We start from the raw sequence: 23,819 nt of genomic DNA, 5'->3' as shown, positions 1-23,819 counted from the left end.
CTTAAATGGCTTAATTGGTAGACCGCCAAAAACTGCACAAGTATAAATACTTATTGCAAAAGTGACATGCTCCCGTCGGTTCCCACTCTGGGTTAACAGCCTCTCTAGCAATGCAATTGATAGCGGTGCCGTCTCCTATAGGTAATGGCACCGTTTTGTAAAGCCTGGGGTCGTCTTTGTAATCAAATAGGTAGCTTGGGTGCTGTTCTGACCACTGCTTAGCTTTGGATAACAAGGTGGGGTGGTGGTCTTCGGTGCGAGTAGCACTTTTGGGACTGTCCACTTCAATTTGCAGGGCATCAAATAGCTTTCCAAGAAGCTGCCGCTTCTGTTGATTGAATAAACTTTCTGGCTGTCCCGGTTCTGCTGCTGACGATTGCACTCTCCCGATTAAGGTAGCCACCCAGCCGATTTTATTTTGGGCGATCGCTACGGCAATTTGCCGCAATTTGGTATACTTGTGATCGCCATTACTATCGGTAGCTTTATTGTAGTCAACTTTCTCTCGCTTCTCAACTGCATCGTACTCATTCTCTTGATTAGCGTGCCTGGTTTCAGAGGCGATATTCGGCATTCGGGAAGCAGGCGTAATCACTAATTGATCGCCGTCAAAATCGCATTGATGATGCTGCATGGCTTGGTCGGAGCGAATGAAAACGCATCCTTTGTACTGCGTTAATTCAGGATGGCTTTTGTTGTCTACTGTGTAGCGACGGATGTTATCTTTACTGACAATTGGGTATCGGGTAACGATAACTTGTGTGCCGTGTCGCAAGTGGGGGGCAACAATTGTACCGGGTTGGAGGTTTTCACAAGGTTGAGCCATTGCTGAACCGTGATGAATTGCTCCTTTAATTGCTAAGTCTTTCCACTTTTTAGCCAGTTGTTCTTGCATGAAATCGACGACTTTGGGAAAGTCGAGGAGCTGACCGAGTTTGTCGTTCCTCAAAATTGAAATTAGCCGGGATTCGTGGCGCTGGGCTTTTTCATCTGTTTCGTCTTCTAATCCGCTGCTGTCTTCGTGAAGGCTAGATTGAAAAGCAGCTTTTTTGTCGTGCTGCTCCACTAAGTATTTGGCAAGTTGCAGCCGGTTATTTTGCAAGTCAGCGAGCTTTTGGGCTTCAATTTTGGTCGGTGTCGCGATGTCAGCCCCAATAGCTGCTTCGGAATACCAAATCGAAAATTGCCAGGAATTTTCGTATTCAGTTACTTTGGCGTTGCCTCGATTTCCTAGTATAGCTTTGGGAAATTCGTAGTCACCACAGGGGATAAGTTCAGCTAATTGCTCTTTAGCAACTCCTTTGATAGAGGAGCGATCCATGATGATATCATAACCCAAGTCGGAGGTTAAACTAGCATCAGGCAACAGCGTTCCTTTGGCAAGAAAGCTAATTTCTGGAGTGTGGCAGTCTTCTTGTCCCCATTCCTGCATCCAGGCAAATCTGAATTGAAAAGGTCGGTTGTAATTCCCTCCTAATTGTTGGGCTAGTGCCGGTGAAATTTTACCGTGACAGTCTCCGGTTTGCCACTTATGAGCTTTCGCTTTTTCACTCTCATCATCGCTTTGAGAATCAACAATTTTGACTCGCAAGGTTTCGCCGTCAAGGGAGCTATCTAACAATTTGGCTCCTTGGTTGCAACTGCTAACTAGCAGTGAGCCATAGCGACAGGCGTGGTCGGGTTGAGTTTTGAATACGCTCAACAGTTTGGTTGAGAGTTCGATGTCTGCAAAGTACACATTTTTGCCGGAGCTGAAAGCCACTCTTCTGGTAATACCATCTCCGAAATCGATGTTTTTCAGAGGGTCGAAGCTGCTATCATTTTGGTCTGGTTTAACGATGCTTAGGGATGCTAATTCTTCAGGTTCAAAAAGCAGTTCAAGCAGGGAGTTACGCAGCACTTCTGATTCAGCTTGGTACCGCCCCTTTGCTCTACCGTCAGTCAAGGACATATCAAAGACTGGGATTTTTAGTCCTTCCCCAGCTATCCATTCTGTGGAGCGATGTTCTGGGGTAAGTTTTCTTCTGCTCATTGATTAGCTCCTGAATCCTAGTTTTTACATTTTTAGGACTTACGCACAGCAATAGTCCAGATTTTGACAAGGTTGTTCCTTCACAAATTCCTGCTACTGAGTGATATTCACCCCCTCCAATTGGAGGGGTTTAGAAGAAAGAAGTAGCGTGTTACAATCAGAATGACAATCCCAATGTGGAGAAAAAAAGTGAAAGTAGTTCGCACAACTACGGCTATGGAAAGCCAACGGGATTATTTCTCTGATAGCGATAGCGATGCACTTGCTCGCGTTGCTATCAGAGAAGGTGAAAACAGTCAGCAGTTTGGAGGTTTGAGTTTTGATGCTGACGGGGTTATTAAAGATAGAGTGTCAAAGTTGTTCAACGTCACCGAAGAACAAGTGGAGAACCCTCAATACTGGATTGATTTGTAAGATATCCCGACCCCAATTAAGTTGCGCTCTTACAAAACAAGCGTTTTCTACTCTAATTCGGAAATTTTTAATTCGGAGGTGTCTAATTCGGAGAGCTTTAACAATTCAGGTGTCAGACCAAGGTATTCCTGACACCTAAAAAGATGGCTAACGCCGTTTTTTGGACTGCGTTTTATCCGAAGAACGACTCTCAAGCGTCTGGTTGGCTTGAAGAGAGTGTAAATTGTTACCGGGAAGCAAGCTGTAAACCACTTTGCGCTTGCGGAAAACCCTAGTGCCATCTACAGGCATTCCTTGTTTCCAAGCGTCTGAAATCGCCTTTTTGTCGGCAGAAATTACGGTTTTTGTTTCGACTCGGCGATAGGGTTCTGGCAGTTGAGATGGGTCAATCAAAACTTCACAGGTAGGCGGATTTTCCTTAACAGTAATGCGGCGGTGTTTGCCAATAATTTCGGAAGTTAACACGCCGCACTCGTTGAAGTAGAGAACGGTTTTGTCTAACCGCTCTCTCCACCCCTGGAGTTTGTTGAGAGCTTTTGAATGCAGTTCTATCAAATACTGCATTCGCGCTGTAATTCCTGCAATTTCGGCATCAATTTGGTCGGCTAAGTCGGCATGGGCATCAACAGCGAGTTCCTGGGTTTCTTGGGTTTGCCAAAGGGATTGCAGCAGTTGGTCGATTTCTTCTGAGCTTTCTGCTGATTCTAGTTGATGCCAAACTTGAGCCGCAGTTATTGAACTTTGAGCAAGCGTCGTTGTGGCTAAATTCATGCTTAGTATCCTCCGTTGATGCAGGTGTGATAATAATCCCGGCGTTCTTCGATTTGAGTAAGCGCAGCCATTGTTTCCGGGTCGGATTTAAGAGAGATTTGTTTGTCCTTTTGAATCTGGCTACCTGGTTGAGAATGAGTTAAATTTTGTGAGCTTGACTGGGTGATTTTTTGCATACAATTCAAAAAACTTTCTTAAAAATAGCGCGACCGCGCTCTTAAAAAAAGGAGTATTTAAAGTTATGAACTATCCTATAGTTTTTTACCCAAAAGTGGTAATGCAGTTCTGCGATCAATATCCTTTGCCAGAGGCAACTTCTAGTTGTGCCACCTCATCCCAACTTCAACAAACTCAACAATTCGGACAACCTGTTGTTTTGCTGACTCCGCCTCAAGCACCTGTGGTGTTACCTGTCAAGTTGCTGTGGTTAATTTGGGTGTTTTGGCTCTATGGTGCGATCGCACTTGGGCTGTTAGCTATCTCCTGGGGTTGGCTGTGGTGGGAAGTGCTGTTGGTAGTAGCCGCTTATTCATGTTTAATGGCGGCTGCTTATCGTTATGTGTTTGGTTGCCGTCAAAAACTGCTATCCAGGTATAAGCAGCAAGTTCTGGAGTACCATCAACAAAATATATTATACCATCAAGATTTATCATCGAATAAACAGCAAGAGTTTTCTAGTTTTAAGGTGGAAAAAGAAGGGTTGCAGACAGGTTTAAAAAGCGCAAAACTTGAGTTATATTCCAGACATCGATTGCTCAAGGATTTGATGGCACTTCGCGTTAGTCCTAATGGCACATCTGAAGCTCGGCAAGGAGTGAGTGAACAACGCTTTTTGCAATACTTACAGCAATATTTCGAGGAAGTTGTCCAAGCAGCAGAGTTTAAAATTCCGTCATCTCAGAGGAGCTATTCAGCAGATTTTATTGTAATTCACACTCCATCTGGACTCGGAATTGATGTCGAGATTGATGAACCTTATGCTGGCAAATCTAAGAAGCCCACTCACTGCTGCGATGCTGACAGGGATATGCGCCGCAATCAATTATTCTTAGAGTGGAATTGGATTGTGGTTAGGTTTACTGAAAAGCAGGTGGTTCAGGCTCCTTTGAGCTGTTGCAAGTTCTTGGCGATTGCGATCGCCTTTGTAACGGGCGATCGCTCTTATTTAAAGCAACTGGAAACTGAACCCGATTTGCTAAGCGTCAAACCTTGGACAACAAGAGAGGCAAGGGCTATGGCTAAAAGCAACTATCGCCTTACTTATTTACCTGGATTTGGCGTCGGTTCTGCTTGCGATCGGCTTTCATCACAACCGTAACCGTTAAGCAGAAAGTTTTGATTAAACGCAGGCAATATTTGAGTCATTAACCGCGATAAATTGTTATAATTACTCAAATTAAAACTTAAATTTCCAGTCAAACAGGATAAATATAAGATGTTTTAAGTAAATTCGCGTACCAGCTTAGACCCAATCCTAATTTTCTTCTCTGCTTAATCATTAGGGTAATAACTGTATTTTTGAATTGTCTACCTAAACTCAGGATAAAATAACAGATTTTTCTGGTTTTTACAAGACAATTTTAGATGTTAACGCATTCATAGAAAGGGAGATAAAATAGATATGCTGTCATTTGAATCGGGGTTCATTGAAAGTCAACTGCTCAATCAAAGACTTCTGCAAACGATTCGCTTGGTTGGAGAGTACAAGGGCAAGCAGGAGTTATTCAAGCAACAAGCCCCGCAAGTTTTAAGCACTTTGCGCCAAGCTGCGGTTATTCAGAGCACCGAATCTTCTAACCGCATTGAAGGCATTACAGTGCCGCTAGAACGGATTAAAAAATTAGTAACAGAAAAAACAACGCCGCGCGATCGTTCAGAACAAGAAATTGCGGGTTATCGGGACGTGCTAACTACAATTCACACCAGTTATACCCACATTCCTTTTAGTACAGGTGTCATTTTACAACTGCACCGCGACCTTTACCAATTTGCTGTTAATACAGGCGGGCGCTGGAAAACAGTGGATAATGAAATTAGCGCCACTTATCCTGATGGGACTAAAGTGGTGAGGTTTCAACCTACTCCTGCTTATGCTACTCCTGCGGCAATGGAACGCCTGCAAGAACGGTTTAATCGCCTCTGGGAATCGGGCGAGATAGAACCTTTATTGCTGATTCCAACTTATATTTTAGATTTCTTGTGCATTCATCCATTTTTAGATGGAAACGGGCGGATGGCAAGGTTGCTGACTTTGTTGCTGCTATACAAAGCTGGTTATGAGGTGGGGCGATTTATTAGTTTAGAACGGATTGTGGAGAGAACTAAGGAGAGTTACTACGATACGCTTTACCAATCTTCCCAAGGATGGCATGAAGGGCAGCATAACTTATTACCTTGGTGGGAGTATTTCTTGGGAGTCATGCTGCTATCAGCTTATCGGGAGTTTGAGCAGCGGGTAGGGTATGTTACTTCTGCAAAAGGAACTAAAACGGCGATCGTATTGGATGCGATTAACAATTTGCCTCAAGAATTTTCAATTAGAGAGTTGCAGGAAAGGTGTCCGACAGTGGGAATTGATTTGATTCGGCGTTTATTGCGCCGGGAAAGGGATGCGAGGCGTTTGGAATGTCGGGGACGAGGAGTTGAGGCGCATTGGCGAAAGCAATAGATACAGGAATTAGGCACAAGCAACTGGGTGTTGAGTTGAAGTACAAAACCTAACACCCAGTTGCAAAAATTATGCAGCCTGATGAAAGCGGTTAAGTGTTAAAAAAAGTAGCATTTAAAAAAGCTAATATTTTTAACACTTAAGCGTAATTTATCCGATAGCAAATTCACTTAATTGTCGCATATTAGGGGGGTCAAAGCCAAGTATAATGTCTTGCTTAGGAACTCCTAATTCTACAAGTTCATTGGCAATACCTACCTCGGTTCCATCCTGCTGAATCCAAATTTTATTGTCCATAATATCCAGGTGCAAAACTGGGCCATAAATTCGCCGCTGATTGCGCCAGCCCACATATACTAATTGATAATGGTCGCGCTCGGTATCAAAGATAGTTTGAGCCTGAATTCGCTCATCCCACACCAGACTGGCGTGTTGGGAGAGCAGATTTTGGATGTGTTGTCTGTAAAGGTCTACATTTGCCATTGTGCGATCGCCTCCTGCTCTATATCGTAAACAATTAAATGAATTTGATTTTGTTGAACTAAAGACTGAATAAACCCCATTGTGAAAAAACTATCGTAGACATTGCTGGGTACAGCTAGGTATAAAGTGCGGTCAGTTTCTTGTTGTTGCAAAGCTGCTCGATAACTAATGAATTGTCCTAATGCTGTGTAAAACTGGGAGATTTTGGAGGGGCCAATAAAGCTTTTGATTTCAACGGCAATTTTCTGTCCGTCTTTTTCGGCCGCCACCACCTTTTCGGCACCCAAGTCGATGTAAAGTTCTAGAGTTCCTGCTTGTAAAGTGTATGGATCGTGAGTAATCTGCCATCCATCTTTCTGGAGAGCGATTTTAACGACTTCGTGAAAGACATCTTTAGCAGACATAGCTGTACTGACTCGTTGTGTTTAATATCTTCGATAGTTTTATTTCAAGTATATACGCTATTCATTTGAAAGTGATGTTCTCGGGCAGCGCCACAAAACTTTGCCCCTCGACCTTTTTTAGATCAGAAGAAGCCTTTCGTCCAAATATGATTGTGCAGCCGACATAGTGTTGCGCCCGACGACTCGACATATCGGCTTGCTCAAAGTGCAGGAGATACACCTATGCTGCTATGAGAGGAAGCCTTTTTTGGATGTGGTGAAAAATGTTTGCTATTGGCTGCCGGAGAAACAAACTTATCTCTCCGGCATAATTTAATTACCAGTCGATTTTTAGCTCGCAGTTTTTGTGGCTGCCGTTGCTGCTACCATTGCTGCTGTCGTTGCTGCTACCATTGCTGCTGTCGTTGTTGCTACGGTTGCTGCTTTCGAGAGGGAATTGGAAGTTTAATGCCAGCAGTTCTTGTTCAATAATTGACTTTCTGTCTTGGACTTTTTTGTCTCTCACAAGTCGCAGAGCGTGGATTATTTTGTCGAGCGTTTGATAGCTTGTTTGTTGAAAATTCAGTACAAGTGTTGTTTCCCTGCCTATGATGTACAGTTCGTTTTCTGTTTGGTGGACGCAGGTTAAATTATTGAAGTAATAGGTGTAGGTTTGCGATAGTTCCATTTTTTTTCCCGATGCTTTATTTTTGGGCGCGACAGCGCTCATAAATTTGTTTTTTCGTAAATGTTAGTGAGTACGATAAAATGTATAAATAATTTATTTTTACCCATGTTGACTCACAAATTATTTGAGCAAGCACGGCCTCAATTTACTTAAGAGTTACGCCAAAATAGTTGATAAATACGTTAAAAAAGCTGTCAAAATTAGTGGCAGCAATATCAGTAATTGGTATTCCTGCCTGGTAAGAATAATTGGGGGGATAAAACGGTTTACCCACCGTTATCAAAACCCTGAGATGCCAGAACTACCCAGTAATTTATGTCGCAACCAGGAAATTTGTTAGCTAGCGCTTTTATTTAATAAAAATCAATTTTTTAAGTGGCAATAACTAATCCAGTTCGAGGTTTTGGGTGTGCCGTTTATACTGTTGGTTATTTTGTTTGTGATTTTGCTGTTCTTGCTCAATTAATTGTATCCAGATATCATTCCAACTTGACTGTGGATTGACAAGTTCTGCATCCGGTAGCAGCTCGCTTGCATTTCGAGCGATCTGAGAATTTTCGGCAATCGCTATAATAACGCTATCGAGTTCTTGTAAGAATTGTATAGGCAGTTGTGAAGCTCGTTCAATTCCTAGGTAAAGTGTCGCTGGTGCTGTTGTAGAGTTATCCTGTTCAATAAGCAAAATTGAAAGGGCTTCGATTGGGTTACAGGCAATCACAGCTCGCTCAATTTCTCCAGTAGTCGCTACCCAGAAAGCAGCTTCAGATGACAGGGGATGCGTTGTAGTAAAGTTGCCTCTTTCATCGAGAATAAAAGCGAACCGGGCCTCTCCGTCAAGCGTCCGTCCTGTAAAGACGGCCTTTTCTGAGCCGGCATACAGCCAAGAATGAGAGTGCAATAAATCGAGTAACTCTAAAGGTAAACTGTACTCGACTGCTAGATGCGATCGCACTTTTTGCCACTGAGTTTCATTCCTTTCAGGCAGGATTGATAATTGCAACTCTAACTCATTTGCTGTTGCAGGAATTGCAGGTGTAGTTGTTTCTAGCTCAGATTGTGACAACTCTAACTCATTTGCTGTTGCAGATAGGGTTGCTACTAGCTCGGATTGTGACGACTCTAGCTCATTTTCCTCTGCCTTGCCAGGGGCAATAGCTAAGTGTTGTGGCTGCATTAAAGCCTCAATTAGGGCGTTATCTCGTTGTGGGTCATAGCTAACGCCTCGATGCTTCTGCAATCCACAAAAAGTGTAGGCTTTACCCAATTGAGTGCCACTTAAAGCGACTCCATCTAAATTGTAAGAAATGCCTTTACTGAAGCCAGTTCGAGTCAATCCGACTTGCACCTCTACGCCTTGTTGCTGCAACCGCTCAACGAATTCTGGCATACTTGGGTTGTCTTGGGTAACTTCATCAATTAGGTCTTGCAATTGTACCCTGACGCTCTTGTTTCCCTTGCTTTTTAATTGCCTGCGTTCTCCTGTAGTCTGAGCCCGTTTGTCTGTTTCCCAACTGGGTGTAATAGTTTCCAGGTTGTAGTTCCGTTCAAGCTGGCGAATAGTTTCTTGGCTTTTGTAATAGTCCCAGCTATCGTCAACAACACCTCCATCTAGGCAAACGCGACTGGCGACGATGTGAATGTGGTCGTGTTCTGTATCGCTGTGCTTGACAACTGTATACTGGTTGTTGTCAAATTCCATCGCTTTCATGTAGTTGGCTGCAATCGCCAGCCAGCGCTGGTCATTTTCTTCAGAATCTTCTAGTTTTTCGGTGCTATCGACAGATAAAGTGGCGTGAAAAACTGCTACTTTCAGGTTAGGTCTTAGTTGTCGGGCGATGCCAAATTCAGCAGCGAGTTCTTCAGGAGTTTGTCCGCACATAGTACCGCCAATTAGAGCAGCGTCTTTTTTGCCCAGCACGTAGTTTAGACAGCCCCGAAAGCCTGTACCTTTGATTTGTTTGCCAATCATAACCGAAAAGCCGTCAGTTGCACAGAATCGATTGCTCAGGCGGTAAAGCCCAGGCTTGTTAATAATTAGCGTACTGTAGATTGGGCGAGGTTTGCAACTATAGTTTTAATTGCACCCCCGTTTTCTCGAATGAGTTGCTGTACGCTTTCTAAGAGTCCTGTATTGACAACAACGGGTTCTCCCAATGCCACAGCACTATTGCAAGCTTTAGCCATCTGATTGAGGTTGTTTCCTGCAATTCTAAGTTGGGCATCAATCTTGCATAACACTTGATAGGCTTTTAAGTCAAATGCAGCTAGAGGGCGCGGCATGGTTCTCCTCAAAGCTGCACGGCGCATGAAGTCGCTCATGCTCAAATTGACTAGCGAGGCTCTTGCTTTAATTTGATTGTAGTCAGAGTCAGTTAGGCGAATGTGAATATGGTTGGATAGCAGCTCTCTAGGTTTGACGGACGGTAAAGTTTTCATAGCTTTTAATCAGTAAAAACCTCTTGCCAAGATACAAGTTAGCCGCTGTAATTAAAAACCCCTAATCAGGTGATTTTATCCCCTCTAATTGGAGAGGGCTATTAGAGGGTTTATCAAAGTGAGACTGACCCCTACCCAACTCTAACTTAATTTGTTTGTATAAATTATAGCGAGTGAGGCGATCGCAGTGGAAGGACGATTAAACCTCTGACGGCGAGGGCTGGTTAGCAAGAGAGCGAACAATGCGATCGATCGCTACCCAAGTGCGATGGGAAAGTTGTGGCAATTGATGCCTGTGCTGCCACAAAAGCCGCCACAACAGCAGGAGCAATGTGAGCAATCGGCACAGTCGAAGAGCGGGTAAAAATCAAGCGCCTTGACACCTAGGATGCCCCATTCATAAGGGAGCATTATTTTTTGCCAGCACAAATTAGTCAGGGTTTGCGATCGCAAAAACATTGCTTGCTACCGAGAAAGAACAGCTATAATCAGCCTCAACAGGTCAAGACACGAACAGCACAAAAAAGCAGTAATTTGGCATAAAATTGCAGGCAGTTGCAGGATATTTACAGGCATTTGCAGGTAAAGTGCAGCCCCTGCAAATGCCTGTAATCTCACTGATTTTATACTGCTTTCCGTCTGACTTTATACTACAAATCCCTGATTTTAACGCTCCACAACATTAGCTATTTTTTAGCGTTTTTAACAAAAACCGAATTGATTTAATAGTCAAGTTGTGGCTTGGGAAGTTGAATTAAAAATCAAATTTCAGAAGTGCGAAAAAATTGGCAGCGTAGCCGCCGTTATGTCAGCCTTGACAGTTGCATAAATTGCTGTTGTCGGGCGCGCTTTGCAATCGGCTAAACTGTTGCTGTCTCATAAAGCTTGACAGTCGGATAAAAATTTACCCCCTGACTCGGTTTACAGCAGTCGGTCGGTTTACAGTCGCTCGACTTCTACCTATTAATAGCGGTTATAATTCTCCACCTGATTAATACAGGCAGCAATCTCTAGGCGTAAAGAGCGATCGCTGATATATTCCAACAAAAAAATAGTTCGCCGTGCCTGTCCCATACCTTACCGCTCTTATTGAGGCATTTGGGCTTCAGTAGCCACTCGCGAGTCGTTCCTTATTCCATATCAATAAGGTTTGAACTGCGGGTAAGCAATATGCTCAATATTGATGGGGGGGGATATTTTTTGTCAGCACGTAAAAGCCCGGTTTGCGATCGCAAAACCATTGCTTGCTACCGAGAGAGAACAGCCAAAACCAGCCTCAACCAGCAAAGACACGAACAGCACAAAAAAGCAGTAAAGGAACAGTAAAATGCAGGCGTTTGCTGGATATTTTCGGGTAAATACAGGTAGAGTACAGTCCCTGCAAATGCCTGTAATCTGACTGATTTTATACTGCTTTCCGCCTGACTTTATACTGCAAATGCCTGCGTTGCGATCGATCGCTATTTACAGTCGATGGCTATTGTGTTGGCAACTGTAAAAGTCAACGCATACTCCGCCTTTCGAGCGCTCGACCTTCGTAATTAACATTTCCTCGATCGTCCCATGTTTGAAATAAAGAAAATCTGTTTCTTTTATTCGCTAGCAAATTATTCTACCTCATTAGTGAGAGGCCGAATAACCGAATAATTACGAAGGTCGGATGAAGGATTGCGAATTATTCGCTCCCTCGGCTTTTATTCAATCTTGTGCTCGAAGCGCAGTTCCCTCCTACGCACTCGGTTTACAGGAGTCGTGAGGGAACAGTGGCTTGGTTTACAGCAGCCGTGAGGGAACTGCGCGCTTGGTTTACAGCAGCCGATCAACTTTCAGTTATCAATGGTCGTTATAGTTCTCCACCTTATTAGTACAGGCAGTAATCTGTATTCATGGCGCGGATTGTTTTTATATCTGAAATATAAAGTCGCCGTTTGCGATCACAAAACCATTGCTTGCTACTAATCAAGAACAGTCATAACCAGTCCCAACAGGGTAAGGCATTAACAGCACAAAAAAGCAGCAATTTGACAGAGAAATTCAGGCATTTGCTGGACATTTTCCGATTCAATCAGAGAGAATGCAGTCCCTGCAAAAGCCTAATTTATACCTGTTTTTGTACAGCAAATACCTGACTTTATACGGCACTTTCCAGACTTTAACGCTCCACAACAATTAGCTATTTCTTAGCGTTTTTAACAAAAAAATAATTGATTTAATAGTCAAGTGGCGATCTAAATTGAATTAAAAATCAAGTAGAGCAAGTGTGAGAAAATGGGCAACACAGCAGCCGTTATACCAGCCTTGACAGTTGCATAAATTGCTGTTGTCGGACTCGGGCTTTGCAATCGGCTAAACTGTTCGTATGAAGGCAGGTTAAGAGCAGACCCTAATACGGTGTCTTAAGGGCGATCGCGTCTGCGATTGTTGCAATTAGGTCAAGGAAATCACAATTCCTGACAGTTCGGGATTTTTTTGTTGGCAATGCCGAGGGTAGCGAAGTGAACGATTTTATAATTGCCTAAGTTGCCATTTTTCTACTGCGATGCGTTACTTTTTAGGGGTTGCTAGCACGTTTCCTGGCTTCTGATGCTTTGATATCATAACCGGATTTAGGATTAGCTTGGTGCAGTTGCATTAACAGGTCGATGTAAACTTCGTAGTATTCCTGCACTGTGGCAAAGTATGAGCTGCGGAGTTCTGGGCTGGCTATTTTGGTGCGGAGGTTTTCGATGATTTTGAGAGAGGATTCAATGTCGTTGAGGGCTTCGGGAAGATTGTTTTGGTCGCCTTTGACAGAAGCCATGCCGAAAAGGGTGGCAGCTTCTCCGCTGCGATCACCTACTGCCCGACTCAGGAGAAGGGACTGGCTGTAATACTCTAGCGCTTTCTGTTTTTCTCCTAATTTTGAGTAGACTCTGGCAAGACCAAGGAGGCTAAGTGCTTGCCCTCTATTGTCGGCTTGTTGCCGATACAACTTTAATGCTTCTTCCCACTTGACGATCGCACCTCTTTTTGCTTGGGCCGTTCCTTGCTGGTAGAGTTGTGCTCCTTCTTTTAAAGCTGTTTCAGCAGCGTCGCTACTGTTAGTTTGTGCTGTTTGTAGGACTTTACCAACAGGCACGGCTGCTGCCACTGTCTGACTTAGGTGAAGTGAAAGTGCGATCGACATACCAGCCAAAAACCATTGATTGCGGTCTGGAGTGATTATGATTGCGGTCTCCTACACTTAGCGACAGAAGAGGGGTATCAAGTTGTCTACGATCGCACTTTCGGAAAATCGAAAATCCTTTCACGTTTTGATCCGGTTGTCAACTTGTAAGTTAAGAGGACGGGTTACGGTGATGGGTAAGGGATCTCGTACTCATCATGTGTCAGTTGCGTAAGTCCTGTTTGATTAATCTCGCTAACACCTACAAATTTTCCATTACCTAGAACACGGGATACAACACTGTTGTATCCATACCGAGGATATGTTCTAGTCTAAAGATAGATAAGGAATGAAAAATAAATAAGTTGATGACTTATCGGTTATAATGAAAAAAGTGTGAGATTACATTTTCACTCCTACAGAGAGCAACTCACAACGAATTTTTCTACTTAACCATTCTAATTTACTTTTAAATCCATGTCTTATTCTAATTCAATTGAGTCAGAAATGAAAAAATTTTATAAATTCTTATCAGAAAAAGATAAAAGAAGGTATGCAGCTAGAGAATCTCAAAAATTAGGATGGGGTGGAATTAGCTATGTAATGCAACTTTTGGGATGCAGTCGAAACACCATCGTCAAGGGAATAGAAGATTTAGAAAAAATGGACTCAGATACACTAAAGAGTTCCAGGATCAGAAAGAAAGGAGGGGGAAGAAAAAGTATTCTGTCTACTCAAATCGGCATTGAGGCAGCATTTTTAGAAGTTTTAAAAAATCACACAGCCGGAGACCCAATGAATGAGTTAATCAAATGGACTAATTTGACGCATAAAGAAATAGCTTCTGGACTACGAGCGGCAGGTTTTACCATTAGGCTCCCCTTAGTTGCCCAACTATTAAAAAAGCATGGGTATGTGAAACGAAAAGCTCAAAAAAAAAACAATAGGAGTTAATAAGAATCGGGATGCTCAATTTAAAAACATTGCTCGACTTCATGCAGAGTATAGAGAATCCAGCAATCCTATTATTAGTTTTGATACCAAAAAGAAAGAAGTTTTGGGAAATTTGTATCGTCCGGGAACTCTCTATACAAAGGAACCTGTCACTACTTTCGATCATGATTTTTGGAGTTTAGGTCACGGTAAAGTGATCCCACATGGGATTTATGATTGTCAACAAAACCGAGGACATATAACATTAGGAAATAGTAAAGATACCAGTGAATTCGCCTGTGAGTCTTTAAAAAATTGGTGGAATAATTATGGTAAAGCTACGTACCCTAACGCTAATTCTATCTTGGCAAAATGTGATGGGGGAGGTAGTAATAATGCTAATCATTATATTTTCAAAGAAGATTTGCAGAAATTAGTTAATGAAATAGGAATAGAGATCAGAATTGCTCATTACCCTCCTTATACATCTAAATATAATCCCATAGAACATCGACTTTTTCCTCATATTACCAGGGCTTGTCAAGGAGTAATTTTTACAAGCTTAGAATTAGTCAAAGCTCTCGTCGAAAAAACTCAAACTAAAACGGGACTATCTGTAGCTGTAAATATCCTTAATAAAGTTTATCAAACTGGTCGGAAGGTAGCTGATAATTTCAAAAATACTATGCAAATTGTTTTTGACGAATATTTGCCCAAATGGAATTATCGAGCCGTACCTCAACCTGAGTAATTCATTAAGTTATTTTTCATTCCTAACAATACTCCGGACAGTTTTTAAAGAGGGATGCGACGCCTACGGCAAGCAACGCTTACGCAATAAATCACAGAAGCGAAAAAAGTGAGTGCAATCTGAACCCAAAATGAACAGAAAAAAAGGCGCTCTTTTAGGTTAAGCTATAAAAACACACAAGCTTAACAGATTGCCTTATGAAGATTATTGAATCCATCTTACAACAAATGCCACGGATTAGTCAACCCCAAAAGAAGTTTCTCCTCAATTTATTTCTCAACTATTTTGCTTGTTTATGGCAAGGTCAACTTCACCAATCTCAGTCGTTATAGTTCTGTGAGCGAAAAAACCTACCGTCGTCACTTTCTCAAAAGCTTTAACTTTCCACAATTCAATCAATATTTCCTCGAAAAAGCCTTAAATCCTGAACACACAATCATTGCTGTTATTGATTGTTCTTTCTTAAGAAAAAGTGGCCAGAAAACTGACGGTAAAGCTTATTTTTATAATGGTGTAGCGGGAAAATCGGAAGAGGGATTGGAAATTTCTGTTATTTCTATTGTCGAAATTGAGACTCGTTTATCTTATAGTTTAAGTGTCCAACAAACTCCATCACACCCTCAAATAAAGCCTGCGAAAAAGCTGCCCCACAAACCGAAGAATTGCCGGTCAAGAAAAACTCGCAAAAAACCTGACTCTCAAAGTTCAAAGCCTGATATCACAAGAGTTGATGACTATGCAAAACATCTCAAGAATACTCGTTTTTACTTCCCAACTTCTGTACGTTATTTGGTAGCTGATGGCTATTACTATCGCTCTAAATTCTGGGAGACTGGGCGGGACTTAAATTTAGACTTTATTGGCAAGTTAAGAAGTGATGCTAACTTACGCTATCTCTATACAGGTGAACAAAAGAAACTGGGAGCTCCACGTAAATATGATGGCAAGGTTGACTGCCATGAGTTGAGTCGTCTTAATTTTGTTAAAGACCTAAAACCGGGAGTTTCATTATAGACATTGAAGGTGGGTCGTTGTTGTTTAAATTGCCCAATTTCTTTGGTTTGTATCTCTGAGGTTCAAGCCAACGGCAAAATCAAAAATGCTTTATTGTTTAGCACTGATATTCACCTACCACCTGAGCAAATTCTTGAATATTATCAGGCTCGCTTCCAGATTGAATTTATTTTTCGTGATGCCAAGCAATTTACAGGATTGTCTGATTGTCAAGCTCGTCATTTACCACGGCTTGATTTTCATTTTAATGCCAGTCTAATTGCCTTAAACTTAGCTAAACATCAACTTTATAGTTGTCCTTCATCTGCCAAGTCGTTTGTGTTTTCTATGGCTTCTTATAAACGTCTGGAATTCAATAAGCATCTACTTTGTACCTTTATTGACAAGTTAGATTTAGACCCGGATTTGATCTTAAACCATCCTAATCTTCCTTCAGTCTTGTCTTATGGTACTTTGGCTGCTTAAAAACTGTCCGGAGTATTGATTCCTAAGAAACTTATTATTTGCCCGTTGAAATTAATGCTACATAAAAGGGGTGAATAGTCGGATAGCTTTGAAATAACAAAAAGCTTGAAATTTTCAAGAAGGTCACATCAATGCATCAAAAAGTTGTAGATATAGTAACTGCTCAAAATTTACTTCCCTCTCAGGGGGATTTAGTGGCTAAATTCAGCAAGATAGATTTGCCCAAAACTATTGAAATGGGCGATCGAGCTAAAGTCAACGTGAAGCTGACAAATCAAGGTTCCGCACCAGTTACAGGCCCCGTCACAGTCAAACTCTACACTTCCACAGACGAGACCATCGATCGCGCCCCAGACGGCAAATTAGTCAACGATTGCTTGCTAACCTCCACTATCCAACAAGTCAACCTGCTTCCGGGACAATTCACAACCGTTAGGTTGAACTATGGCAACATGACCTCGGTTGGAGCTCCGGGGGCTTGCAACTTGATTGCCGAAATTAACCAGAACAACAACTTTGGTGAAAACTACTCTTTTACGGCAGTTTCCCAAGAAATGCCCGGTGTAACGCGCACTTACAACAGTTTTTACGATGCTGCTTATGAGGATGCCATCAGCCGGGTTTACGGCGGCGTGCACGTGCGCGAGGCTACGGTTGGTGATGCGCTGCCCACTGGTTTTGCAGTGGGCAATTTCGTCGCGCAAAATCTGTTTAAGACTGTGGTTTAACAGATACAGACCTGCATCGGGGAACTCCCCGATGCCTGCAAATAGACTGCCAGCAGGTAAAATAACTCTATCCTTAATTCTCTATTCCGATTAGCATTTAATCGAGGGATAAACCTTATATATTGGAAATTATTCGTCACGCACAAAAGACTTTATTAGAGTATTAAAAATCCCAAACAATACTGCTATAAGATTTAGTTAAATTCGATTGTTATGCGCTCTCAAAAATCGATGCAGTCTGCGGTCGGTCTGCTTTGAATTATCCCTCAATACGGGGAGTTTGCCACTCGGGACTCACGATCGCGGAGCACGACAGTTGATCTGGCAACAAAGCCTGTCTCCTTGAATTATCGCTCACAATCGCGACCGCGCGAGCGAGTAAGAAGGAGTCTCTGTTGACCGTCGCGAGCGCGAGGCGTTGAACTCACGTTTTTATTCTGAATTGTCCAAACGCTTATCACCTCAAAAAAAAATTTTTACATCTCATAACTCAACTGAATTAAAATCTTGAAGTCCGAGCGCATTTGTAGAAATTTCACTCAGCACCGCCAATAATTGATTGTTGCTCGCCCATCTAATTAATGTACCATTATTTCCCGCCACTATCGAAAGTTTCCCAAAATTCAAACCCCTAGCTAATTGAATCGAATCTTGACCCAGAATAAAATCAACAATCGTATCAGCCTCCAACCCCGCACTCAACATAAAAGTATCCTGACCAGCCCTACCGATGAGAGTATCGCCACTCGCTTGCCGTTATTAGAAATAGCAGGAAGCAAAGAAATACCGTTAGCAATATTGCCTGCAGCATCCGCCGACACGTGATTCGTAGTATTCGTTAGCAAATCGTTATTTACTAATTACTGTTTACCGATCGCCTGCAATTCAAAATTGGTGAAGAGTAAGAGCCATTAGTCATGAGTGAAGCAGTTGGTAAGACACGGTTCGCGCTTTGTACTATCAAATTTTACTTTTTGTACAATTTTCTCACAGGTTCTACAACAATTTTCAACGCCTCTGTAATTTTTAAGTGCTAAAAATTAATATTACATTTCGCGAGCTTACATTTCGCAATCTATGTTGATAAATCTTAACTCTTTTTGAGAACCAATAAAACCCAGAGCAGTATATGATTTGCAACAGAGAAAAAATAGAATACATTTACAAGATGTAGCGCATAATTGCTAGCGTCAGTTTCGCTCCAAACGGAGCTGAGTCGATCTGCGCCTGTCTGCAGTGAATTTTTACTTCTCAGTTAAATTTCGATGGCGATTTGAGTTAACTGCTAAAAGGGTGCGAGGAAATATGAAGAATTTTCAAGACGTTTTGTTGCCTCTGCAAAAGCCATTTGAAATTAATTCAGAATTAACGGAAACTACTCCATTCACATCAGGAAAGTTACTAAATTCAGGCAGTATTGCCGACAGTTCCAACAGCATTCCCGTTCCAGTTTTACAAGCATCCAATGTCAAAATTTTAACACCACAAAAAGTTGAAGATGGCAATAGTTTTGAACAATTTTTAACACAACCGCAACTCTTGGGGTCAGCCCCAAATGCCCTGCCCTCAGCCTCCGCAAGCAGCGACATCTTAACTGGCGAAAAAGTAGAAACACAAGCTAGCCGCAACGTTTGGAACCAACTCCTCGGCACATCCACCCCCGAACGGCAGGCAAAAAATAGCAGCTTGCCAGCCGGAGTTTTCCAAGTCGGTGCTAGCGGACAAGTCAGTGCAGACTACCTGTTCGATGGAGGATACTACCAAGGGGAACTGGCTATTTTCAGCCTCACGGGGATGGAAACCTTAATCCCCGGTTCACAACCGTTCATCCTAGAGGCATTCCGCAGAGTTCTCACCAATTCCACGTTAGGTCGCGTTGTAATCCACGACTCAACCGAAGGGGCCAAATTCAGCGGTTCAATGCCAGGAGAATTTAATTGGGGTTCGGGGCCATACACCGGCCTCAAAAACTTCACGATGACCCCAGGTGACACCTTCGCCGTCATGGTGATTCCCAATGGCACAATACAAATATCTTACGCCACCCAATTGCTGTGGAATTTATTCCCCGATCGCCGCCCTTTATTCTCCGTCTCCCCAACTAATTCCACCAACAGCGGCTACCAGCTAGCACTCGCCGACATTACAGGTTCGGGCAATACTTTTGCCATTGAAGACGAGCCGGTGGCCCAAACAGACGGCGACTACAATGATATCATCGTCAGCTTTATCGGGGCCACCGGCAGCGCCACCCCACTCGGCAGTGTCATCAACCCAGCCAGAGAATGGCGCCCCACCTCTCTGGGACAGCAAATTATCAGCTACGCTAACAGCTTAGTTCCCAACGATACAACGCCGCCCGCGATCGCCGCCACCCTAACCAACGATACCGGAACATCCAACAGCGATCGCATTACCTCCAATCCCACCATCGGCGGTAGTGTCACTGACAGCAGCAGCATCGCCAGCTTCCGCGCCGGTTTCGACGACACTCCCATTGCCGAATTCGCCGACATCACCCCCCTCCTCAACAGCAGCGGCAGCTTCACTCTGGACCGCACCCAACTCGAAACCATCCGCCGCAACCCCCTCAGAGATGGCATCCACACCCTCCGCCTCACAGCCACCGACTCCCGCGGCAACACATCAAACACTTTCAGCCTCAACTTCACCCTCGACACCGCCACCCCCCAAACTGTCCTGCAGACACCAATTCCCGGAGGCAACCACAGCAACACAGTTCGAGTCATCGGTACGGCAACCGACGCCGCAACAAATCTATCCAACCTACAATACTCCGTCGATGACGGCAGCCCCAATACTTTGACTTTAGAAACCGGTGGCAAGTTCGACTCGCAGCCTCCCAACTCGCCGCTAGCCACCGGCAGCCACACCGTTGCCATCACGGCAACAGATACCGCTGGCAACCAAACATCCCAGACTGCTAACTTCTCTGTCGCCAGCAACTTCACCGTTACCCCCAACGGCAGTACGGGTTGGGCTGCAGCATCGACAGACACCGTACTCCTGGCAGAACGCAACAGCAAACTCGTTCAAGCCCTACTGCCAGTAGAGTTGGGGCAAGCTAGAGGCAGCCGCACGCTGCAGTTCCAACTCAAAGCCGACTTCGACAAAACAGATACCACATCGGCAATTGAAGACTTGTTCCAGGTGTTCCTAGTTTCTTCCAACAATCCCAGCCAAACCCTACTCGACGGAGGCAGCCCCGGAACGCCACTATTTTCCCTAGCTGGCGGCAAAGCCGAATTCGTACCCGGACGGGTGCGGTACACTGGCGACATCGTAGAAATCGATTTGACAAACGTGACGAACAGCAGCAGCGGCAATCTGCTGTTTAAGTTAATTGACAGCGACACCGATACTGGCAGTACCGTAGAAGTCAAGAACATTACCAATACCGTCGATGAAGAAGGTACTGCCAGCCCGGTTTTTGTTGCAGCGCAGAACAAAGTTGCTGCTGGCGGCAGTCTCGATACCGCCAACCTGACTGCTGCTTCCGATTTAAAAGTAAACTTCACTCAGGTACAGTTCGACCCTGCAACGGGCAGCTATAAAGCAGCGGTACGGGTAGAAAATACCGGCAACAACCCAGTGAGCCGCAACGTTGCGGTGGTTTTCCCGAATTTGCCAGCCGGAGTAACGCTGCAAAATCCTAGCGGTACGGACAGCAGCGGCAAACCCTACATCAATTTGCGCGGCACAATTCCCGCCGGGGGATTGGATGCCGGGGCGATTTCGGACTCGGTAGAAATCACCATTAACAATCCCAACTCTCAGAAATTTTCCCTCACCGCAACCGCCCTTGCCGGCGGGACAAATCAAGCCCCCAGCTTGCCAGCAGTTCAAACTATCGATGTCAAAGTCGGAGAAACTTTCAAACTGCCCCTCACCGCAACCGACCCCGACGGCGACCCTATTAGCTTTGCCATCAAATCGTCCGCTTCCTTACCCACGGGGAAAATCACCGGCAACGGCACTTTAGAAATTTCTCCCACTCCCGAAGAAATCGGAACCTACAACTTTACGGTAGTCGCTAGCGACGGAGTTTTAGAAACTTCTCGACCTGTTACAGTTAACGTTACCCCTTCGACTGCCGGCCTCACTCGCATTTCAGGAGTAATTCAAAACACCAACCAGCAACCCTTAGAAGGTGTGTTGGTGGGACTCGGCGACTTGCGGGCAATAACAGCAGCCGACGGTTCCTTTGAAATTCTGCGGCTGGAATTTCCCGGTTTGGCAGAGGTGGGGCTTCCGGAGATAGTGCCGCCAAATACCCTGCAAATTTACGGCGACGGCATTACAGGCGAAGACAACTACCCCTACATTGCCGAAAAACTGCCGCTGTTACTGGAACACGAAGTTTACTCCAACGTTAACAACGTCATCTCTCGTCCGATTTACCTGCCGCCAATCGACACCGCCAACGGCAAAAACATCAACCCAGCCGCCGACACCACCGTCACCACCGCAGCCATTCCCAAAGCATCGGTATTTGTCAAAGCCGGTTCCCTCAAAGACGCTGAAGGCAACCCCTACACCGAAAACCTCAGCATCACCGAAGTCCCCACAGAATTAACCCCCGCCGCCCTGCCGCCCAACCTGCATACCGACTTGGTAGTCACCATTCAGCCGGGGGATATGGTGTTTACCACTCCAGCCCCCCTCTCCTTGCCCAACCGCGCGGGATACGCAGCGGGTACGACGATGGATTTGTGGTCGATTAACCCCACCACAGGCTTCTTCGACAATGTAGGTACGGGTAAAGTTACCGCTGACGGGAGTGCCATAGAAACTGTTTCAGGTGGCATCCGCAACAGCAGTTGGCACTTCTTCGCCCCGCCCGCACCTTCGCCCAAAAATCCGGGTCAAGACCCCCGCAACCCCAAAGACAAGTGCAACGAATGCAAAGCAAAAGGCGGCTTAACCTCTGAAGTAGAAATGCACTCCGGGGCAGTAATCGAAACACACGACCTCGTACCCTATCAGTCAATGGGAGAAACTCGCAGCTTAACTCTAACCTACGATTCTCTCAGAGCAGACCCCAGACCCATCGTCCACTTCGGCTACAATAACGCCCCCGCCGATACAGCCCAAAAATTAGTAGCTAAACTAACCGTAGATGCAGGAAAATTTCAGTATCAAATACCCGGATATTCTGGCAACCAATACAGTTTGACAGGAGGCGAACACTTCTGGTCAATGCCGGATGGCGGAGGTTTTATTGACGCGGCCCTGCAAGTCGATATGAGTGCCTTGCCTTCGGGTCAGTACGACTATACTATTAACAGCGGCATCCGCCGATTTACGGGTACTATTTTTGCCGGTTCTTCAACCGATACGAAGGATAAGTTAGTTTCAGTCAACACAATTAACAGCCCTTTTGGCAGCGGTTGGGGAATAGCTGGATGGCAGGAATTGGTAGAAAATTCCGATGCTTCAGTCTTGCTAATTGACGGTGACGGCAGCGATTTGGTATTTGACAAATCCACAGCAGCAGGCGGAGGCTACGTATCTCCTCCAGGGGATTTCTCTAAATTAGAGAAACTGGCAGACGGCACGTTTACCCGCACCTTAACTGACAAAACTGTTTACAGTTTCAATACCGACAAGCGTCTGGTTTCGGTTAAAGAAGCCAACGGTGACGAAACCAAATATACTTACAATTCATCCGGTGAGTTGTCCCAAATCATCGACGTAGCTGGGTTGATTACCAAGTTGACCTATGCAAACGGTAAAGTAAGTCAAATAGAAGACCCGGCTGGACGGTTGACAAAGTTAGAATACGACGCTGCCGGCAACTTGCTGCATATTGTTGACCCCGATACCAAAGCGCGGACGTTTAGCTACGACAGCGAACGTCACATCACAAAAGAAGTAGACAAACGGGGATTTTCCGAACAAACATTATACGACTTTGCAGGTAGAGCAACGGGAGGAATTCGTAAAGACGGTTCGCAGTTGCAGGTGGCACCAGTACAGGTACAAGGACTTTATCGGAAGGAGGATACAACTAATCCTTTGAATGCGCCTGTAGCTCAACCTTTAAGTACAGTAATAGAGGCAAGTTATGCTGATGGTAGCGGTGGGGTAGTTACTCAGATTCTCGACCAAACAGGTCAAGTTGTTTCAGCCATAGATGGAGGGGGAAATAAACCTACCTTTGAGCGAAATCAGAATTTATTGGTGACGAAAAAAACAGACGCGCGGGGCAATACTACCTCTTACGAGTACGATGCTAAAGGAAATGTGAAAAGCATTTCTGATTCCCTTTCCGGTACGCCTCAAACACCCCCAAATAACAACGAAGATCAGTTGTTTGGGCCGAGAAATTATATAAACGCGAATGCTAGGGCTATTGCAGTAGGAGATGTCAACGATAACAGCACTGTTGATATTGTTACTGCTGGTTATGGCAACAGTGTATCAGTGTTGTTGGGTAACGGCGATGGCACTTTTGGCGTCAGAGATTACACTGTAAGCGACAGCCCAAACTCCATAGCTTTAGGGGATTTGAATGGCGATCTCAATTTAGATATCATTACTGTCAGTTCTTTTGGTGGTACTACTCCTAATGCAGGTAGGGTGTCAGTATTGTTGGGCGACGGTTCGGGCAATTTTACCCCTCAAGCTAATAATTATCCGGTAGCTTCTGGTGCTTTATCCGTAGCTGTGGGAGACGTAAATAAAGATGGCCAAAATGATGTCGTTACTGCTAATAATTCCAGCACCAACAGTTTGTCACTGCTATTGGGAAATGGCAACGGTACTTTTGCTGCCAGCACGAATATCGCACTGAATTCGTCGCCTGAATTTGTAACTTTGAACGATCTAAATAAAGATGGAAATCTAGACATCATTGCTGCCAGCCCTTCTAGCGGCACTAATCC

At 44.3% G+C, this 23,819-nt stretch carries 20 protein-coding genes and 1 pseudogene; 10 read left to right on the top strand and 11 right to left on the bottom strand.

What is annotated here, in order from left to right:
• Positions 1–10: 10 nt before the first annotated feature.
• The gene (locus QUB39_RS28635; RefSeq protein WP_333212513.1) at positions 11–2,032 is read right to left on the bottom strand and encodes a hypothetical protein; all 2,022 of its coding nucleotides are present in this window, start codon (positions 2,030–2,032) and stop codon (positions 11–13) included.
• Between the two features lie 189 nt (positions 2,033–2,221).
• Here QUB39_RS28635 and QUB39_RS28630 point away from each other — a divergent pair, with 189 nt between their 5' ends.
• Positions 2,222–2,446 carry a hypothetical protein gene (locus tag QUB39_RS28630; RefSeq protein WP_333078121.1) on the top strand — a complete coding sequence of 75 codons (225 nt, stop codon included), beginning with the start codon at positions 2,222–2,224 and terminating at the stop codon, positions 2,444–2,446.
• A 147-nt stretch (positions 2,447–2,593) separates the two neighbouring features.
• Here the strand turns inward: QUB39_RS28630 and QUB39_RS28625 are convergent, their stop codons facing one another.
• On the bottom strand, positions 2,594–3,217 hold the full coding sequence (locus QUB39_RS28625) for a siphovirus Gp157 family protein (RefSeq protein WP_333212515.1): 624 nt from the start codon (positions 3,215–3,217) through the stop codon (positions 2,594–2,596).
• A gap of 2 nt (positions 3,218–3,219) precedes the next feature.
• Positions 3,220–3,393, bottom strand: coding sequence for a hypothetical protein (locus tag QUB39_RS28620; RefSeq protein ID WP_333212516.1), 174 nt, complete (start codon positions 3,391–3,393; stop codon positions 3,220–3,222).
• A 65-nt stretch (positions 3,394–3,458) separates the two neighbouring features.
• Here QUB39_RS28620 and QUB39_RS28615 point away from each other — a divergent pair, with 65 nt between their 5' ends.
• Both QUB39_RS28615 and QUB39_RS28610 read left to right on the top strand, forming a co-directional pair.
• A complete protein-coding gene (locus QUB39_RS28615) occupies positions 3,459–4,535 on the top strand; it encodes a hypothetical protein (protein ID WP_333212518.1) in 1,077 nt (358 codons plus the stop codon).
• 303 nt (positions 4,536–4,838) lie between these two features.
• Positions 4,839–5,885: a Fic family protein gene (locus tag QUB39_RS28610; protein ID WP_333212520.1), complete on the top strand. Its 1,047-nt coding sequence runs from the start codon at positions 4,839–4,841 to the stop codon at positions 5,883–5,885.
• Between the two features lie 150 nt (positions 5,886–6,035).
• On the opposite strand, the gene QUB39_RS28605 is transcribed toward QUB39_RS28610, so the two are convergent.
• The 7 genes from QUB39_RS28605 to QUB39_RS30700 all read right to left on the bottom strand — a co-directional run bounded on the left by QUB39_RS28605 (position 6,036) and on the right by QUB39_RS30700 (position 10,949).
• A complete protein-coding gene (locus tag QUB39_RS28605; protein ID WP_333108716.1) occupies positions 6,036–6,368 on the bottom strand; it encodes a XisI protein in 333 nt (110 codons plus the stop codon).
• Positions 6,356–6,772: an element excision factor XisH family protein gene (locus QUB39_RS28600; RefSeq protein ID WP_333212523.1), complete on the bottom strand. Its 417-nt coding sequence runs from the start codon at positions 6,770–6,772 to the stop codon at positions 6,356–6,358. Before QUB39_RS28600 ends, QUB39_RS28605 begins: the two co-directional genes overlap by 13 nt.
• A gap of 316 nt (positions 6,773–7,088) precedes the next feature.
• Positions 7,089–7,481 (bottom strand): hypothetical protein, encoded by a 393-nt coding sequence (locus QUB39_RS28595; RefSeq protein ID WP_333212525.1) that lies wholly within the window; start codon positions 7,479–7,481, stop codon positions 7,089–7,091.
• Positions 7,482–7,824: 343 nt separating this feature from the next.
• The gene (locus tag QUB39_RS28590; RefSeq protein WP_333485215.1) at positions 7,825–9,408 is read right to left on the bottom strand and encodes a relaxase/mobilization nuclease domain-containing protein; all 1,584 of its coding nucleotides are present in this window, start codon (positions 9,406–9,408) and stop codon (positions 7,825–7,827) included.
• Positions 9,409–9,473: 65 nt separating this feature from the next.
• Complete coding sequence (locus tag QUB39_RS28585) at positions 9,474–9,875, bottom strand: plasmid mobilization protein (RefSeq protein WP_333485214.1); 402 nt, start codon at positions 9,873–9,875, stop codon at positions 9,474–9,476.
• 199 nt (positions 9,876–10,074) lie between these two features.
• Entirely contained in the window at positions 10,075–10,215 is a 141-nt protein-coding gene (locus tag QUB39_RS28580) for a hypothetical protein (protein WP_333212530.1), read from the bottom strand.
• A gap of 623 nt (positions 10,216–10,838) precedes the next feature.
• Positions 10,839–10,949 (bottom strand): Tn3 family transposase, encoded by a 111-nt coding sequence (locus QUB39_RS30700; RefSeq protein WP_445243079.1) that lies wholly within the window; start codon positions 10,947–10,949, stop codon positions 10,839–10,841.
• A 96-nt stretch (positions 10,950–11,045) separates the two neighbouring features.
• Here QUB39_RS30700 and QUB39_RS28575 point away from each other — a divergent pair, with 96 nt between their 5' ends.
• The gene (locus tag QUB39_RS28575) at positions 11,046–11,201 is read left to right on the top strand and encodes a hypothetical protein (RefSeq protein ID WP_333485213.1); all 156 of its coding nucleotides are present in this window, start codon (positions 11,046–11,048) and stop codon (positions 11,199–11,201) included.
• A 1,225-nt stretch (positions 11,202–12,426) separates the two neighbouring features.
• On the opposite strand, the gene QUB39_RS28570 is transcribed toward QUB39_RS28575, so the two are convergent.
• On the bottom strand, positions 12,427–13,005 hold the full coding sequence (locus tag QUB39_RS28570) for a tetratricopeptide repeat protein (RefSeq protein ID WP_333240904.1): 579 nt from the start codon (positions 13,003–13,005) through the stop codon (positions 12,427–12,429).
• Between the two features lie 492 nt (positions 13,006–13,497).
• Between QUB39_RS28570 and QUB39_RS30695 the strand changes: the two are divergent.
• The 6 genes and pseudogenes from QUB39_RS30695 to QUB39_RS28535 all read left to right on the top strand — a co-directional run.
• Positions 13,498–14,704 (top strand): annotated as a pseudogene (locus QUB39_RS30695) (ISAzo13 family transposase).
• Between the two features lie 336 nt (positions 14,705–15,040).
• Entirely contained in the window at positions 15,041–15,718 is a 678-nt protein-coding gene (locus QUB39_RS28555) for a transposase (protein ID WP_333485212.1), read from the top strand.
• 9 nt (positions 15,719–15,727) lie between these two features.
• Entirely contained in the window at positions 15,728–16,183 is a 456-nt protein-coding gene (locus QUB39_RS28550; protein WP_333058184.1) for a transposase, read from the top strand.
• Between the two features lie 131 nt (positions 16,184–16,314).
• Entirely contained in the window at positions 16,315–16,911 is a 597-nt protein-coding gene (locus QUB39_RS28545) for a hypothetical protein (RefSeq protein ID WP_333058181.1), read from the top strand.
• Positions 16,912–17,562: 651 nt separating this feature from the next.
• Positions 17,563–17,736: a hypothetical protein gene (locus QUB39_RS28540; RefSeq protein WP_190274472.1), complete on the top strand. Its 174-nt coding sequence runs from the start codon at positions 17,563–17,565 to the stop codon at positions 17,734–17,736.
• 480 nt (positions 17,737–18,216) lie between these two features.
• Positions 18,217–23,819, top strand: a 5,603-nt coding sequence (locus tag QUB39_RS28535) for an FG-GAP-like repeat-containing protein (protein ID WP_333212534.1), incomplete at its 3' end; no start/stop codon positions are given.

Origin of the sequence: Microcoleus sp. AT8-B5 (genome assembly GCF_036705565.1) — a bacterium.
Lineage (GTDB): Bacteria > Cyanobacteriota > Cyanobacteriia > Cyanobacteriales > Microcoleaceae > Microcoleus.
Note: the sequence above shows the minus strand (reverse complement) of the source record. Positions and strands in the feature narration are given on the sequence as shown.

Coding starts and splice junctions, on each gene's coding strand:
- QUB39_RS28575 (WP_333485213.1), top strand. CDS start 11,046: ATGCTCAATATTGATGGGGGGGGATATTTTTTGTCAGCACGTAAAAGC.
- QUB39_RS28625 (WP_333212515.1), bottom strand. CDS start 3,217: ATGAATTTAGCCACAACGACGCTTGCTCAAAGTTCAATAACTGCGGCT.
- QUB39_RS28610 (WP_333212520.1), top strand. CDS start 4,839: ATGCTGTCATTTGAATCGGGGTTCATTGAAAGTCAACTGCTCAATCAA.
- QUB39_RS28545 (WP_333058181.1), top strand. CDS start 16,315: ATGCATCAAAAAGTTGTAGATATAGTAACTGCTCAAAATTTACTTCCC.
- QUB39_RS28600 (WP_333212523.1), bottom strand. CDS start 6,772: ATGTCTGCTAAAGATGTCTTTCACGAAGTCGTTAAAATCGCTCTCCAG.
- QUB39_RS28620 (WP_333212516.1), bottom strand. CDS start 3,393: ATGCAAAAAATCACCCAGTCAAGCTCACAAAATTTAACTCATTCTCAA.
- QUB39_RS28595 (WP_333212525.1), bottom strand. CDS start 7,481: ATGAGCGCTGTCGCGCCCAAAAATAAAGCATCGGGAAAAAAAATGGAA.
- QUB39_RS28615 (WP_333212518.1), top strand. CDS start 3,459: ATGAACTATCCTATAGTTTTTTACCCAAAAGTGGTAATGCAGTTCTGC.
- QUB39_RS28590 (WP_333485215.1), bottom strand. CDS start 9,408: ATGATTGGCAAACAAATCAAAGGTACAGGCTTTCGGGGCTGTCTAAAC.
- QUB39_RS28635 (WP_333212513.1), bottom strand. CDS start 2,032: ATGAGCAGAAGAAAACTTACCCCAGAACATCGCTCCACAGAATGGATA.
- QUB39_RS28585 (WP_333485214.1), bottom strand. CDS start 9,875: ATGAAAACTTTACCGTCCGTCAAACCTAGAGAGCTGCTATCCAACCAT.
- QUB39_RS28605 (WP_333108716.1), bottom strand. CDS start 6,368: ATGGCAAATGTAGACCTTTACAGACAACACATCCAAAATCTGCTCTCC.
- QUB39_RS30700 (WP_445243079.1), bottom strand. CDS start 10,949: ATGGGACAGGCACGGCGAACTATTTTTTTGTTGGAATATATCAGCGAT.